This is a genomic window from Endozoicomonas sp. ONNA1 (assembly GCF_024606325.1).
In the GTDB taxonomy this organism is placed as follows: Bacteria; Pseudomonadota; Gammaproteobacteria; order Pseudomonadales; family Endozoicomonadaceae; genus Endozoicomonas_A.
This window is the reverse complement of the sequence record NZ_JAHHPN010000572.1, coordinates 1-12,747: the sequence shown is the minus strand read 5'-3', so window position 1 is coordinate 12,747 and position 12,747 is coordinate 1. Positions and strand designations below refer to the sequence as shown.

General features: G+C 48.8%; 14 protein-coding genes. 10 read left to right on the top strand and 4 right to left on the bottom strand.

The features are described from left to right. Positions 1–889: 889 nt before the first annotated feature. The 5 genes from KDK19_RS13220 (at position 890) to KDK19_RS13200 (ending at position 6,203) form a co-directional block, all read left to right on the top strand. Positions 890–1,375, top strand: coding sequence for a hypothetical protein (locus KDK19_RS13220; RefSeq protein WP_257279905.1), 486 nt, complete (start codon positions 890–892; stop codon positions 1,373–1,375). Between the two features lie 2 nt (positions 1,376–1,377). Beyond that, a complete protein-coding gene (locus tag KDK19_RS13215; RefSeq protein WP_257279904.1) occupies positions 1,378–2,952 on the top strand; it encodes a hypothetical protein in 1,575 nt (524 codons plus the stop codon). A gap of 180 nt (positions 2,953–3,132) precedes the next feature. Beyond that, positions 3,133–3,393 carry a zinc ribbon domain-containing protein gene (locus KDK19_RS13210; RefSeq protein WP_257279903.1) on the top strand — a complete coding sequence of 87 codons (261 nt, stop codon included), beginning with the start codon at positions 3,133–3,135 and terminating at the stop codon, positions 3,391–3,393. Positions 3,394–3,513: 120 nt separating this feature from the next. Next, on the top strand, positions 3,514–5,295 hold the full coding sequence (gene aspS / locus KDK19_RS13205; RefSeq protein WP_257279902.1) for an aspartate--tRNA ligase: 1,782 nt from the start codon (positions 3,514–3,516) through the stop codon (positions 5,293–5,295). Between the two features lie 161 nt (positions 5,296–5,456). After that, positions 5,457–6,203, top strand: coding sequence for a YebC/PmpR family DNA-binding transcriptional regulator (locus KDK19_RS13200; RefSeq protein ID WP_257279901.1), 747 nt, complete (start codon positions 5,457–5,459; stop codon positions 6,201–6,203). Positions 6,204–6,341: 138 nt separating this feature from the next. Here the strand turns inward: KDK19_RS13200 and KDK19_RS13195 are convergent, their stop codons facing one another. Then, positions 6,342–6,506 (bottom strand): hypothetical protein, encoded by a 165-nt coding sequence (locus KDK19_RS13195; RefSeq protein ID WP_257287632.1) that lies wholly within the window; start codon positions 6,504–6,506, stop codon positions 6,342–6,344. A 344-nt stretch (positions 6,507–6,850) separates the two neighbouring features. Here KDK19_RS13195 and ruvC point away from each other — a divergent pair, with 344 nt between their 5' ends. Next, the gene (gene ruvC, locus KDK19_RS13190) at positions 6,851–7,378 is read left to right on the top strand and encodes a crossover junction endodeoxyribonuclease RuvC (RefSeq protein WP_257279899.1); all 528 of its coding nucleotides are present in this window, start codon (positions 6,851–6,853) and stop codon (positions 7,376–7,378) included. On the opposite strand, the gene KDK19_RS13185 is transcribed toward ruvC, so the two are convergent. Continuing rightward, the gene (locus KDK19_RS13185) at positions 7,375–7,920 is read right to left on the bottom strand and encodes a carboxymuconolactone decarboxylase family protein (protein WP_257279898.1); all 546 of its coding nucleotides are present in this window, start codon (positions 7,918–7,920) and stop codon (positions 7,375–7,377) included. The genes ruvC and KDK19_RS13185 overlap by 4 nt on opposite strands. Positions 7,921–8,056: 136 nt before the next feature. On the opposite strand from KDK19_RS13185, the gene ruvA reads away from it, so the two are divergent. Next, a complete protein-coding gene (ruvA, locus tag KDK19_RS13180; RefSeq protein WP_257279897.1) occupies positions 8,057–8,668 on the top strand; it encodes a Holliday junction branch migration protein RuvA in 612 nt (203 codons plus the stop codon). A 39-nt stretch (positions 8,669–8,707) separates the two neighbouring features. On the opposite strand, the gene rarD is transcribed toward ruvA, so the two are convergent. Next, the gene (gene rarD / locus KDK19_RS13175; protein WP_257279896.1) at positions 8,708–9,607 is read right to left on the bottom strand and encodes an EamA family transporter RarD; all 900 of its coding nucleotides are present in this window, start codon (positions 9,605–9,607) and stop codon (positions 8,708–8,710) included. A 206-nt stretch (positions 9,608–9,813) separates the two neighbouring features. On the opposite strand from rarD, the gene ruvB reads away from it, so the two are divergent. Continuing rightward, positions 9,814–10,824 (top strand): Holliday junction branch migration DNA helicase RuvB, encoded by a 1,011-nt coding sequence (ruvB, locus tag KDK19_RS13170; RefSeq protein ID WP_257279895.1) that lies wholly within the window; start codon positions 9,814–9,816, stop codon positions 10,822–10,824. A 44-nt stretch (positions 10,825–10,868) separates the two neighbouring features. Next, a complete protein-coding gene (locus KDK19_RS24415) occupies positions 10,869–11,000 on the top strand; it encodes a zinc ribbon domain-containing protein (RefSeq protein ID WP_368736463.1) in 132 nt (43 codons plus the stop codon). A 115-nt stretch (positions 11,001–11,115) separates the two neighbouring features. Here KDK19_RS24415 and KDK19_RS13165 read toward each other — a convergent pair whose 3' ends face one another. Then, a complete protein-coding gene (locus KDK19_RS13165) occupies positions 11,116–11,535 on the bottom strand; it encodes an RING finger protein (protein WP_257287631.1) in 420 nt (139 codons plus the stop codon). Positions 11,536–11,752: 217 nt separating this feature from the next. On the opposite strand from KDK19_RS13165, the gene KDK19_RS13160 reads away from it, so the two are divergent. Beyond that, positions 11,753–12,747: hypothetical protein (locus KDK19_RS13160; protein ID WP_257292142.1), on the top strand; the 995-nt coding region annotated here is incomplete at its 3' end.

Here is a 12,747-nt window from a genome sequence, read left to right as displayed (position 1 = left end):
GTTTTAGTTTGGGAGAAGTTGCGCAGCTCCAGATTCAGGCTTGAGTCGTCCAGAAAAGCATTAGCCTGAGCAGAAGTAGCCATAAAGATGGCAGCACTCAGTGCACTGATTTGTGCAAGTTTCATTAGTGTTCAGCTCCTTGCTGTATTCGATGTGTGTTCTTCTAGCCCTGGTTTCAATATCCTTGTACTGCTTGGACGGAATGTACTGCGAAACCTCCCCATAGGGCTAAGAGTGATTCTTATACAATCCTGAACAGGATGCAACAGGGTTTAGAAAAATCTCACATCTTTTGTACTAGCGTTAAGCGGGCCCGCATCCTTGTCTGATAAAGCCATCCAGCATTCCCACCCCTAAAGACATTGACTGTTTGTTCTCCTCAGAGGTGAACGTCAATCATGCCCTCGTATCCATAATAATTGTCGCGGAAATTGCGCAAGAATATCATTCTGCACATCTCCGGCAACGCCCTTGAAATCTCCCGAACCAACCTAAATGTAGCTACATTCAATCAGCCAGCGCGCCAGCAGAAAGAGACGCAATGCCTACAGAAGCATTCACCTTGGTTATAACGTCAGGTTTCATTGGACAGAACCCTCGTGTTTCCTGAGGTTTAATAGAATTTTATAAACACTCAGAGATAACCCTTGGGTATAACTCCTGCAAAAATGTAGACCTGATGTTATTAGGCTCGGTCGATTTGATTCAGTGTTTAGGCAACATGAGTACTTGAGTAAAACAGTGATCTGGTATTTTGCAAATTATCTTAATGAATAAAAAATTGTTCTTTTAATTTCTTTTTATTGATTGAACAAGACTAATGAATGAAAGGCAGTAAAAAATGAATGTTTATAATGAATTGAGATCATTTACTTTTCAGGGATGAATTATGAGCAGCTTGCAGCGAAACGCTGAAGAAGGAAAAGACCTCTGGCTGGCTTATTTAAAACAGGGCGGGACAATACGTGAATTGAGAGGGCTGAATCAAGATCAGATGGAAGCCATCTACCAACTTGGATTCAGTTATTTCGGCATTGGTCACTATGCAGAAGCTCTCAAAGTCTTTCGTTATCTGGCTCTTCTGGATCATCACAGTCCTCGTTACTATCTGGGAATAGGGTTGGCTCTTCACCATTTAAATCAGGATGCTGCTGCAATACCCGCACTGAATTATGCCGAAAAGCTGGATAACAGAGACCCTCGTCCATCCATTTGTATGACAGAGTGCTTTATTCGTCTGAAAAATCGCAAACTGGCGGTTAAAGCGTTGGCAAATGCCGCGAAAATTCTGAAATCTTCCAAAGGTTGGGAAGAGCAGCGAAAACAGGCTAAACAATTAAAACACTATCTGATAGAACCTTCAGGGAGGAAGTGACTATGAACCCAGTCGATCCCAATTCCGGAGTATCCCAGACCCCTGTGCAACAGGGCGGGCAAGCATCTCAAGCTTCAAATCAGGGTCAGGTAAGCCAAGGATTCAGCAGCTCGAACTCGGTTTCCAACTCTGCAAACAGTAATAATGGTCAGGCGGTCAGTGTTAGCCCGGATCAGCCTGGCGCTTCTAATGCAGACAGTCGCGACTTTCTTCAAAGAGCCTTTGACGCAAGAATGGATGGCTTCAGGGCAGCAGTGCATGAATTCAATCGTCGTTTCGATGCCCGGGATATAGATATTAATGATACCCAGTCACTCATTCTTATCATTAAGGGAATGATCAGTGATACTCAGGCTATGGTCAGTGCTGCATCGATCGATCAGACCTTCAGTAACAGGGTTTATGAACAGAGCAGGAGGCAAGACAGTGCAGCTACTGCCCACTCTCTTAGAGGGAATATTCGATCCAGAACCGAGGATTTAACGGACAAAACGGCTCAGCGTAATTCCTATGTCGAAGACTTGGTAAACAAGACCTTGTATAAAAGCCTGAAATTGCAAGAATTGGCCAGTGCTCAGTCCAATCAGGCCGCTAACAACCAAGCTGGTAACAATTATTCCGGTAACAATTATGCTGGCAGTCATGCCGGTAACAATTATGCTGGTAACAACAACAGCAGCAGCAACAACCTAGTGGACAGGTTGACGGCTGAAATAACCTTGCTTGAGCATCAAATTGCAGGCATTACCTCAGAAATTAATACTCTGAGCGGGCAGATCCAAACATTGCAAACCAATAATGCCACAGATCATGCCGCTTTGCTCAAAGCCAACAGGCAGCTGAACTCAGTGACGGAAGAGTTTGTTCGTGTTAACAGTCTGCTGGGGCGAATTCGTCAGAGGTTCGATCCTGCCGCATTGAAAACCGGTGAAGAAGGTGTGCAAACCGTCAAAGAGCTCGAACAGAGGGAACAGAAAGATCAGGTCAGGGAGTCCAGAAAGCGCGAGCAGAACAAAGATGGAATAAAATCTCTGGATAAAGAGCTCAGAAGAGACGAGGTCCGGCTGGAGGAAAACCAGATTGAACGTGATGAAGGCGTTGATCAGTACCTCTCCGCTGAAGATATGGAGACGCTGCGACGGGTGTTCTCACCCTCTGACCCTGCTGAGCTGAGAATTGCTGCTCAGCGCCTTGATGATCAACCACAGGCAAGAAACTTTCCTGCAGCCGGGGAGGGGTTCGCTATTGCTCTGAATAGTGCTCATTCAGAAAAAGCACTTGAAGATGCAGCCAACCCCGCGGCAGAGACTCACCGGGGTGATAACCTCAGTTTTGAGGGTGCAAGCAATCCGCAGATTTTTGCCCGTCTCTGGATGGAAGCCAAGCTGGAAGAAGGTGAAGAAACCCAGGATATGAAAGAAGATCACCTGGATGAAGTGGCTGAGAATGTGGATACCCAACGCAAGAGTGTTGCCGAGCATCTGCAGGATTTCGAATCGATTCCTCTGGAAGTCGCTGAGTCGCTGGAAAAACAGCAGGAGGCAGCTATCCAAATCAGTAAAAGTAATCGAGTTTGAAAGCAGGAGGGGAGGGACTTCCCTCCCTGGCCTTTCGGAAAGTCTGCTACAGCTGTTGAAAATATCCCTCATCCTGTTTCCATTTCCTGTCTATAGGCCCCGAGACTATCTGGTGAAAATCAAGGGTTCAGGTATAATGCCCCAGTTCTGACAATGGCAAACAAAGGATAGACAGATTCAATGCCGATCTACGAATATCAGTGTGGAAGTTGCGGTGATGTGCAGGAAGTGATTCAGACTTTCAGCGATGCGCCTCTGACCGACTGTGGTGTCTGTGGTGAACCTGAATTGACAAAACTGTTGAGTGCACCGGCCTTCAGGCTGAAAGGCGCTGGCTGGTACGAAACAGACTTCAAGAGTGGCAATAAGAAGAATCTGTCCTCCAATGATCATCAGGGCCCTGCCAAGGGCTCGGGCGGCCCTGCAGCCGCCAGTGAATAATTCGGTTATTTGAGCACTGAGGTTGTTTTACCCGGAGTGACTCAAAACCATACATTCAGGCACAAAATTTCTGATAATTCTGTGCTGAACCTGAATAGCTCCCCAGTTTCGAGGTATCTTATGCGCAGCCATTATTGCGGCGAACTGAATCTCTCCCATGACGGGCAGGAGGTTACTCTTTGTGGATGGGTACACCGCCGTCGCGACCATGGTGGTGTGATCTTCCTGGATATGCGTGACCGTGAAGGCATCGCCCAGGTAGTTATTGATCCCGACACCGAAGAGGCTTTTGCCCTTGCCGATAAAGCACGCAGTGAATACGTGCTGAAAATCACCGGATTGGTTCGTCCTCGTCCGGAAGGGACTGTAAACACCAACATGGGCACCGGTGAGATTGAGGTGTTGGGTAAGCAGGTAGACATCCTGAACGAAGCCCAGACACCTCCTTTCCAGATCGAAGGCTACACCGATGTGGGTGAAGAAGTTCGTCTTAAAAACCGTGTTGTTGACCTGCGCCGTCCGGAAATGCAGGAAAAAATGATCCTTCGCAGTAAGCTGACCAGTGCCGTACGCAGCTTTATGGATGAGCACGGCTATCTGGATGTCGAAACGCCTGTTCTGACCCGTGCTACCCCGGAAGGTGCCCGTGACTACCTGGTGCCCAGTCGTACCCACGAAGGTAAGTTCTTCGCGCTGCCTCAGTCTCCTCAGCTGTTCAAGCAAATGCTGATGGTGGCAGGTTTTGACCGCTACTACCAGATCGTAAAATGCTTTCGTGACGAAGACCTGCGTGCTGATCGTCAGCCAGAATTTACTCAGATCGATATTGAGACCTCCTTTATGGATGAGTCCCCGATCATGGAAATGGCTGAAGACCTTATTAAGAGCACTTTTAAGAAAGTGGGCGGTATTGAGTTGGGCGAATTCCCGCACATGACTTATGCACAGGCCATGAACCTGTATGGTTCTGACAAGCCGGACCTGCGTATCCCGCTGGAGCTGGTGGATGTGGCTGATCTGATGGCCGGAGTTGAATTCAAGGTCTTCAAAGGACCGGCTGAAGATCCCAAAGGGCGTGTAGCTGCTCTGAAAGTTCCCGGTGGTGCTGAACTGTCCCGTAAGCAGATCGACGACTACACTCGGTTTGTCAGCATTTACGGTGCCAAAGGTCTGGCCTGGATCAAGGTTAACGAAATTGAAAGTGGCGCCAATGGCCTGCAATCTCCGATCATCAAGTTCCTGGGCGACGATGTCACCATGAAGATCATGGAGCGACTGGATGCCAGGAATGGCGATATCGTCTTCTTTGGTGCTGATAAAGAGAAGGTGGTTAACGAAGCCTTGGGCGCGTTGCGCTGCAAGATCGCTGCTGACCTGAATTTGTACACGAAAGAATGGGCGCCACTGTGGATTGTCGACTTCCCGATGTTTGAAGAAGCAGACGACGGTGGTTTGACTGCACTGCACCATCCTTTCACAGCCCCAACGACTTCACCTGAAGAGTTGGAAGCTAATCCTGCGGAAGCTTTGTCCCGTGCTTATGACATGGTTATCAACGGTTACGAAGTGGGTGGTGGCTCTGTTCGTATTCACAATCAGGAAATGCAGCAGACGGTATTCCGCATCCTGAAGATTGAGGAACAAGAGCAACAGGAGAAGTTTGGCTTCCTGCTGGACGCTCTGAAATACGGTGCGCCTCCCCACGGTGGTCTGGCGTTTGGTCTGGACCGTCTGGTTATGCTTTTGTGTGGTACCGATAACATTCGTGACGTTATTGCCTTCCCGAAAACTCAGTCTGCAGCGTGTCTGCTGACTCAGGCTCCGGGTGAAGTGGATGCTGGCCAGCTGCGCGACCTGAACATCCGTATTCGTCGCGATCCGGCGTCTGCAACCAGTCACTGATCAATCCATAAAGCGTCTGCGACACACAAAGCGTCTGCGACACACAAAGCGTCTGCGACACACAAAGCGTCTGCGACACATAAAGCGTCTGCGACCATTTCATAAATTGTTTAAGGCCGGTTTTTACCGGCCTGTTCAAGAAAAGATAAAGGGTATTTTCTATGGCAGGTCATAGTAAATGGGCCAATATCAAGCACCGTAAGGCGGCACAGGACGCCAAGCGTGGCAAAATCTTCACCAAGATCATTCGTGAGCTGGTGGTAGCAGCCAAGCAGGGCGGTGGTAATATCGAGGACAACCCCAAGCTGCGTCAGGTGGTTGACAAGGCTCTGGGGGCCAATATGACCCGTGACACCATCAACCGGGCCATTGCTCGTGGTGCCGGTGGTGATGACGATTCCAATATGGAAGAAGTCATCTACGAAGGTTACGGTGCTGGCGGTATCGCAGTTCTGGTGGAATGCCTGACAGACAACCGTAATCGTACCGTTGCAGAAGTACGTCACGCATTCTCCAAGCACGGTGGCAATCTTGGCACTGACGGGTCTGTTGCTTATCTGTTTGAGCGCAAGGGGCAGATCTTTTTCGAACCGGGCCTGGATGAAGACACTGTCATGGAAGCCGCTCTTGAAGCTGGCGCTGAAGACGTTGTGACTAACGACGATGGTTCCATTGAAGTAGTCACTGATTGGACTGAGTTCATGGCAGTAAAAGAAGCCATAGAGGTTGCAGGTCTGACGCCAGCAGGTGGCGAAGTAGCGATGATCGCTTCCACCCAGACGGAACTGGACAAAGACGGTGCAGAAAAAATCATGAAGCTGGTGGATCGTCTGGAAGATCTGGACGACGTGCAAAACGTTTACACCAATGCTGATATTCCTGCTGAAGTGATGGAGCAGCTGGGTTAAGTTATCCCTTCCTTGTGAATAGCCTCGACAGCGAAAGTATCGGGGCTTTTTTTGCTTTTACTTTTCTTGCTCTTATAAAAAATTGTCGGGCTCCCGCTTCTATATAAAAATTTTGCTGTTGCGGTGTTGCGAGTGAGGTCAAATACCGTGCAACTTGATCACAATGGTTTCATGCTTTAGTTCTGGAAATACCTGCCCGGCAGACACATGAGTGAATGCCCAGACGTTGAACCCTATCAGTAGCATAAACAATACGACAATGATGCCAGTGATAATCAATAATGTTTTTAGTAGATCGGGCATTGATTGTTTCCGGATCTTCTTGTGGAGTAAAACCGTCTTGAGCAAGGGCAATGATCCTGCCAGGGTTTCACGATGAGAGCATTGCCAGAGAAATACTAAGCTGCTTCTATCGTTACTCACAGGCAAGTTTGGTAATTCAGTGTTCTTGAATTGTAAGTTTCTGATACCCAGTGGGATCACTGGTATATTGTATGAATGTACAGTATCCTTTTGACGTAATCATGATGACAGAATTCCTGTCTGTCAGATGTTTTTGGCAGGAGCTGCCGAAGTCAGTGACTCTTGGGATATATCAAACAGCTGTCATGGAAAATCGCGATATCCGACTTGAGAATACATTCTGAATGGCCATCCTAATGGGGATAGATCCGGGATCAAGAATTACCGGCTATGGATTAATTGAAGAAGTAGGTAATAAAACACATTATGTGGCTTCCGGGTGTATTCGCATCCGGGAAGCGCCTTTGCCTGAGCGATTGCAGCAGATCTATGAAGGTATCAGTACTCTGATTGAACGTTACACCCCACAGTCAGTGGGTGTCGAACAGGTGTTCATGTCCAGGAATGCCGATTCGGCACTGAAGCTGGGGCAGGCCAGGGCGGCGGCTATTGTGGCTGTGGTCAATCATAATCTTGAGGTGTCGGAGTATTCTGCCCGGCAGGTCAAGCAGGCGGTGGTTGGCAAAGGTTCTGCGGATAAGTACCAGGTAAAGCACATGGTGAAGTCTATCCTTGACTTGAATGATACTCCTCAGGCTGATGCCGCAGACGCCCTGGCAGTTGCTCTTTGTCATGCTCATACCCGCTCCAGTCTGGTCAGAATGGCAGGTGCTACAGGTACCCGACGTCGTCGTCTCACGGGGCAGGCTTAGTTTGGGTGGACGCAAAGGTGAAAGGAAGCGATGCAAAACACCAGGTCTACAATCTGTTGCGGCGTATAGATTTTCTTCAATGCTTTCCAGTTTTCTATACCTATGATCTGTTCTTTGTAGAGTTCTTCAGTGGTTTTCAGTAACAGGCGCTGGCGGTTGTCCCAGCCCGGTGCCAGGAGACCGCGAGCAACCATTTGTACATCACTGGCTTTCAGACCGGTGTCCAGAGCACATTGAGCAATGTCCGGGATCAGGTGTCTGGTATTACAGAGGTAGGCACTTCGAAGAGCAACCAGAGCCCGATCTCTCATAGGAAGGCTGGTATAGCCCTGTATATAGCCGGTGAAACTGCGAACAGGCTTATCGAGCTTAGGTGAATTTGCTATTCGCTCCGGAGGGGCCTCCACCAACAGAGATTTCTGTGACTGGATGAAAGGGATAGGAATAGCCCCGCCGGTCACAGCGGGATGGTATTCACTGGCCAGACCAGCCTTAGGAAGGATTTGCCAGAGTACTCCCAAAAATGTGCGAAGTCTCCTCATGAGGCCGCTCCTTCAGGCTGTTGGATTGATGTCTCTCAGTGATTAGAGAAGAGCAATCCTCAGGAGTTCATGGTTCTCAGCGTATTGTTAGGTGTTCTGACTACATGGTCAGAAAATAAAAAATTTGGGAAACGACATGATTGGAAGAATTCGGGGTCTTCTGGCTGACAAACAGCCTCCTCATTTGCTGATCGAAGCCTATGGTATCGGGTATGAACTGGAAGCTCCGATGTCGGTTTTTTATAAATTGCCGGAAGTGGGTCAAGAAGTCGTTTTGTACACCCACTTTGTCGTGCGTGAAGATGCTCAGCTTCTCTACGGCTTCAGCAGTCGTGATGAACGGGAATTGTTCAGAACCCTGATTAAGGTCAATGGAGTAGGTCCCAAGCTTGGACTGACCCTTTTGTCAGGTATTGAAGCTGATGCATTGGTACGCTGTGTAAAGGAGGGAGACAGTGCCACACTGGTCAAGCTGCCGGGTGTGGGTAAGAAAACAGCCGAGCGGCTGATTATTGAAATGAAAGATAAGCTGGATCGTTGGCAGTCAGCGCCCCTGTTGGAAGAAAAGCCTTTGATTGTTGGTGGGGAAATGGCTGCCGCAGCACAAGATATTGAACAGGAAGCCGTCAGTGCATTGGTGGCTCTGGGTTACAAGCCTCAGGAAGCCAGCAAAATCATTGGCAGATTGTTCAAGGACGGTATGACCAGTGAAGAGCTGATTCGTCAGGCTCTGAAAAGTATGATCTGATGCTTCCTCACATTATCTGGAAGGAGAGACACGGGAGTCTCACCTGTTTGTCTGGTTGACAGTTTTCCGGATGAGCTTGCTGACCGAGTCAACGCAAATGATTGCAGCAGCCAGCCAGATAAAGCTATAGCTTAACCACTGCTGTGCGTTGAAGCCTTCTCCCAGGACAGTCACAGCTACGACGAAGATCAAAGCAGGCTCCAGGTAGCACAACAGACCAAACGAGCTGACAGACAAGTGTCTTGAGGCGTTGATGTAACAGATCAGTGACAGGCTGCAGAGCAGTCCCAGACCTGGCAGCAGATACCACAGAGTGGCGGACTGGGTCAGGTGTTGCATAAAGCTGTGATCGCTCATCAGTATGAAAATACTGGCTGGAAGGAACAGCAGGTGCTCAAACAGCAGAGCGGGCAGGGTGTCGACCTTTAATGGCTTGCGAATGATGAAATATACCGGATAAAGACCGGCCACTGCCAGGCTGACCCAGGGTAAAGAGCCCTGTTGCCAAATCATGGCAAGCACACCCAGTGAGGCGAACCCCATGGCAAAGTATTGAGTCTTGTTGAGTCGCTCGCCAAATACCAGTTTGCCGGTTAATGCCAGAGTCAGTGGCAGCAAGAAATAGCCAAGGGACAGATCTCGGGTTTTGTCATTCACAGGGCCCCAAACAAACAGCCACCACTGAAAGCCTACTATTAATCCGCCAAGAGATAGCATCAGGACAGTTTTACGGCAAAGAAAAATAGCCCTGAAGCCCTGCAGCCGATCCATATGATTACAGACCACTGTCAGACAGGCGGCACTGAAAACAATCCGGCTCCAGAACAGGGTATTTCCGGACAGTTCAATAAATTGTACATAGACGGGCACAAGCCCGAACATCATGGAGGCCAGAACCGAGTTAGTCAGGCCTTTTCCTGAAACAAAATGTGTATTCATCCTGAGTACTTCCTTTAATCAGAATTGAAAAACAGGGTGCTTGGGAGTCCATTGACCTTTAGCTGAAAAGGCATCGCACCCACCGGTATCTCAATGCCACGGCTGCAGCTTGGACGATTAAAAATAGCGTTTTGTTCCCAATGCTGCATTATTTTTTTAACAGACCGGAGATGGTACGCTGAGAGTACTGGTAAATGAGTTAGAAAATGATTGAAGCAGATCGATTGATATCCTCCTCGGAAAGCCCTTTGGAAGAGGTGATGGATCGGGCTATTCGCCCGGTAAAACTGGCTGATTATGTAGGGCAGCCAAAAGTCAGGGAGCAGATGGAGATTTTTATCCAGGCTGCAAGGCTTCGTAATGACGCCCTTGATCATACCCTCATATTTGGTCCTCCGGGGCTGGGTAAAACCACGCTTTCCCACATACTGGCCAATGAGATGGGTAGCAACATTCGAACTACATCTGGCCCGGTGCTGGAAAAAGCAGGTGATCTGGCGGCACTGCTGACCAATCTTGAGCCCAATGACATTCTGTTTATTGATGAGATTCACCGCCTCAGTCCGGTGGTGGAAGAAGTGCTGTATCCGGCGATGGAAGATTATCAGCTGGACATCATGATTGGTGAAGGCCCGGCGGCACGTTCTATTAAGTTGGATCTGCCTCCCTTTACCTTAATTGGAGCCACCACCAGGGCGGGCCTGCTGACATCACCACTCCGGGATCGTTTTGGTATTGTACAGAGGTTGGAGTTTTACAATATTGAGGATCTGACTCATATCGTGGAACGTTCTGCCGGAATTCTGGGGGTGGGTATTGATAAGGAAGGTGCGCAAGAGATAGCCCGGCGCTCCAGGGGAACGCCCAGAATCGCCAATCGATTACTAAGACGGGTGCGGGATTTTGCTGAAGTTAAGGGCAATGGTGTGATCCACAAGGAGACAGCCGATGCAGCACTGAATATGCTGGATGTCGATGCCAGCGGTTTTGATCATATGGACAGACGACTGCTGTTGGCCATGATCGAAAAGTTTGATGGTGGACCGGTCGGGGTAGACAGTCTGGCGGCAGCCATCAGTGAAGAGCGAGATACCATCGAAGATGTACTGGAGCCTTATCTTATTCAACAAGGCTATATGATGAGAACGCCCAGAGGGCGTATGGTCACCAGGCACGCATACCTGCATTTTGGGCTTGATGACCAGGCAGAAGAATAAGTCCTGTTGCTTGAATTGTGGATGACTCTTTGCTGTAAACCTATATTGCCTGTGGTCATGTCCATAAAGACAACCGCAAGTCACAGTCTGGCTTCACATGTGTTGCTTGTGGTCATGCGGGGAATAATGACACTCATGCTGCCAGGAATATCTTAGCTCAGGACGTGGCGTGTTAGCCTCTGGAGCGGGTTCATTGGAACCTGTGACGAAACAGGAACCAGTGCGAAATTCTGGGAAAGTGGCGCCTTGGGCCGGGCGCCCCCATAGGAATACTCCATTGATTTCTTTTGATCAGGGGTAGTCAACCCTGACTGAGTGATCCACTAAATTAATATCCCTCCCCACGTATCCAGAGAAGGCTATCTGCGAACCCAACCGGGCTGGGGTGTCCGCAGAACGTGCGACGTCGACCCGATCGTCGAAACGAGGGAAAAATGAAAATCTCAAGGGCATGGCAGGCAATGGCTGTACTTCCCTATCCATCAGACTGGTTCTGCATACAGGACAGGTTGTATTTTCCGATAACCATCGAGTCAGGCAGTCTTTGTGAAACATATGTTTGCATTGTTCGGCAACCTTGACTTCTCTTTTGTCGAAAGCATCGAAACAAATAGGGCACTCGTCAGTCGCTTTTTGATATGGTGATGACTGATTAGATGACTGATTAGATGACTGATTATTTGGGCTGTTGGGTGGTGTGATTCCGTTCATATCTCTTCTCCTGTCTATCGTTAATTTTCAAATAGCTTATTATTTTAGATCATTGTCTATCCATTTGGTTCCCTGTGCTGTTCATGAATATTCAGTGAAGCCATTGCATTTGTGATGGCCACGAGTATTTATCCAAATGAAACTTTCATCCTGTCTGAAGGTCATAGAGTTAAACAATTTTGATGCAGTCTTTCAGATTACAGGAGTGAGATGGATTATGGATGGTCAGATTGATGGGGCAATAAACAAACGTGTTCCTGCCAGTGAGGTGCCTCACAGCAGCCTGCCAGACAGGACGTCAAAGCAGGAGTTATCGTCAAAAGAGCGGGTCGAAATCTGCAATGAGGTCACTCCCGAACTCAGTAGATCGTCACCTTCGATGACACTGCCTTACAAAGCGAGAACCGTATCCTCAACTGGCTCCTCGCTTCGCAAAACCCCTTATTCCTTTGATTTTCGTTTTGTCGCCAGTGATGATGAGATTCGACAGCTTTTAATGGCCCGGAGCGGCGATGAACATCGTGATGTCACTCTTATCTCCCACCCCGATGACCTCTCAAAGGGTAATCTGGTCAGCCGACTGAGCATTTCTGACGATGGCCACCAGATTTTGCGCTCAGGCAAGCTGTTTGAAAATTCACAGCCACTCACCCTGGTGATGGATATCCGAAAGCTCACCAGCGACGATCTGCCAAAATTTAATGATCTACTGGACCCGGATAACCCCTGTCTATACGACAAAATCAGCAGGACGAAACGCTCTCTGGGTGAGCATGTTGATCTGCTTGTGGTGGCAGACCCTGCACAGTTGGCATCGGTTGGCCAGCGGGATGATGCGCCAGGCGCTGATTTCTGGCGGCGAATTAATCGACCTGAAAACACCTGGCAGTTCGATCCACAAAACGACAATGACTCAACGATGGAGATCGAGGGGGTTCCTCCGGTATTAACTGAACTCCGCAGTGCCGAAAGTGTTACAGGAAGCGTTACAGGAAGTGCTATCGAAAGTGCTATGGACGATGACAATACCGTTGTTATTGACTGCCATTCGCACACTAGCTGGCGACGGTTACTTCTGGGCGGCCCCGGAGTGGATAAACAGGGACGAATTCAGCACATCCCCGGCAAACTTGAGTCGTTGAGAGCCGGACAACGAGTGATTCTGAAAGGAGCCAACTGGCAAGACCTGGCCTTTGAGCAGGCGATTCGACA

What these genes read in the sequence shown, in the direction of transcription:
- KDK19_RS13220 (WP_257279905.1), top strand. Translation starts at nt 890, where the DNA reads ATGAGCAGCTTGCAGCGAAACGCTGAAGAAGGAAAAGACCTCTGGCTG.
- ruvB (WP_257279895.1), top strand. Translation starts at nt 9,814, where the DNA reads ATGATTGAAGCAGATCGATTGATATCCTCCTCGGAAAGCCCTTTGGAA.
- KDK19_RS13185 (WP_257279898.1), bottom strand. Translation starts at nt 7,920, where the DNA reads ATGAGGAGACTTCGCACATTTTTGGGAGTACTCTGGCAAATCCTTCCT.
- KDK19_RS13200 (WP_257279901.1), top strand. Translation starts at nt 5,457, where the DNA reads ATGGCAGGTCATAGTAAATGGGCCAATATCAAGCACCGTAAGGCGGCA.
- ruvC (WP_257279899.1), top strand. Translation starts at nt 6,851, where the DNA reads ATGGCCATCCTAATGGGGATAGATCCGGGATCAAGAATTACCGGCTAT.
- aspS (WP_257279902.1), top strand. Translation starts at nt 3,514, where the DNA reads ATGCGCAGCCATTATTGCGGCGAACTGAATCTCTCCCATGACGGGCAG.
- KDK19_RS13165 (WP_257287631.1), bottom strand. Translation starts at nt 11,535, where the DNA reads ATGAACGGAATCACACCACCCAACAGCCCAAATAATCAGTCATCTAAT.
- KDK19_RS13210 (WP_257279903.1), top strand. Translation starts at nt 3,133, where the DNA reads ATGCCGATCTACGAATATCAGTGTGGAAGTTGCGGTGATGTGCAGGAA.
- ruvA (WP_257279897.1), top strand. Translation starts at nt 8,057, where the DNA reads ATGATTGGAAGAATTCGGGGTCTTCTGGCTGACAAACAGCCTCCTCAT.
- KDK19_RS13215 (WP_257279904.1), top strand. Translation starts at nt 1,378, where the DNA reads ATGAACCCAGTCGATCCCAATTCCGGAGTATCCCAGACCCCTGTGCAA.
- KDK19_RS13195 (WP_257287632.1), bottom strand. Translation starts at nt 6,506, where the DNA reads ATGCCCGATCTACTAAAAACATTATTGATTATCACTGGCATCATTGTC.
- rarD (WP_257279896.1), bottom strand. Translation starts at nt 9,607, where the DNA reads ATGAATACACATTTTGTTTCAGGAAAAGGCCTGACTAACTCGGTTCTG.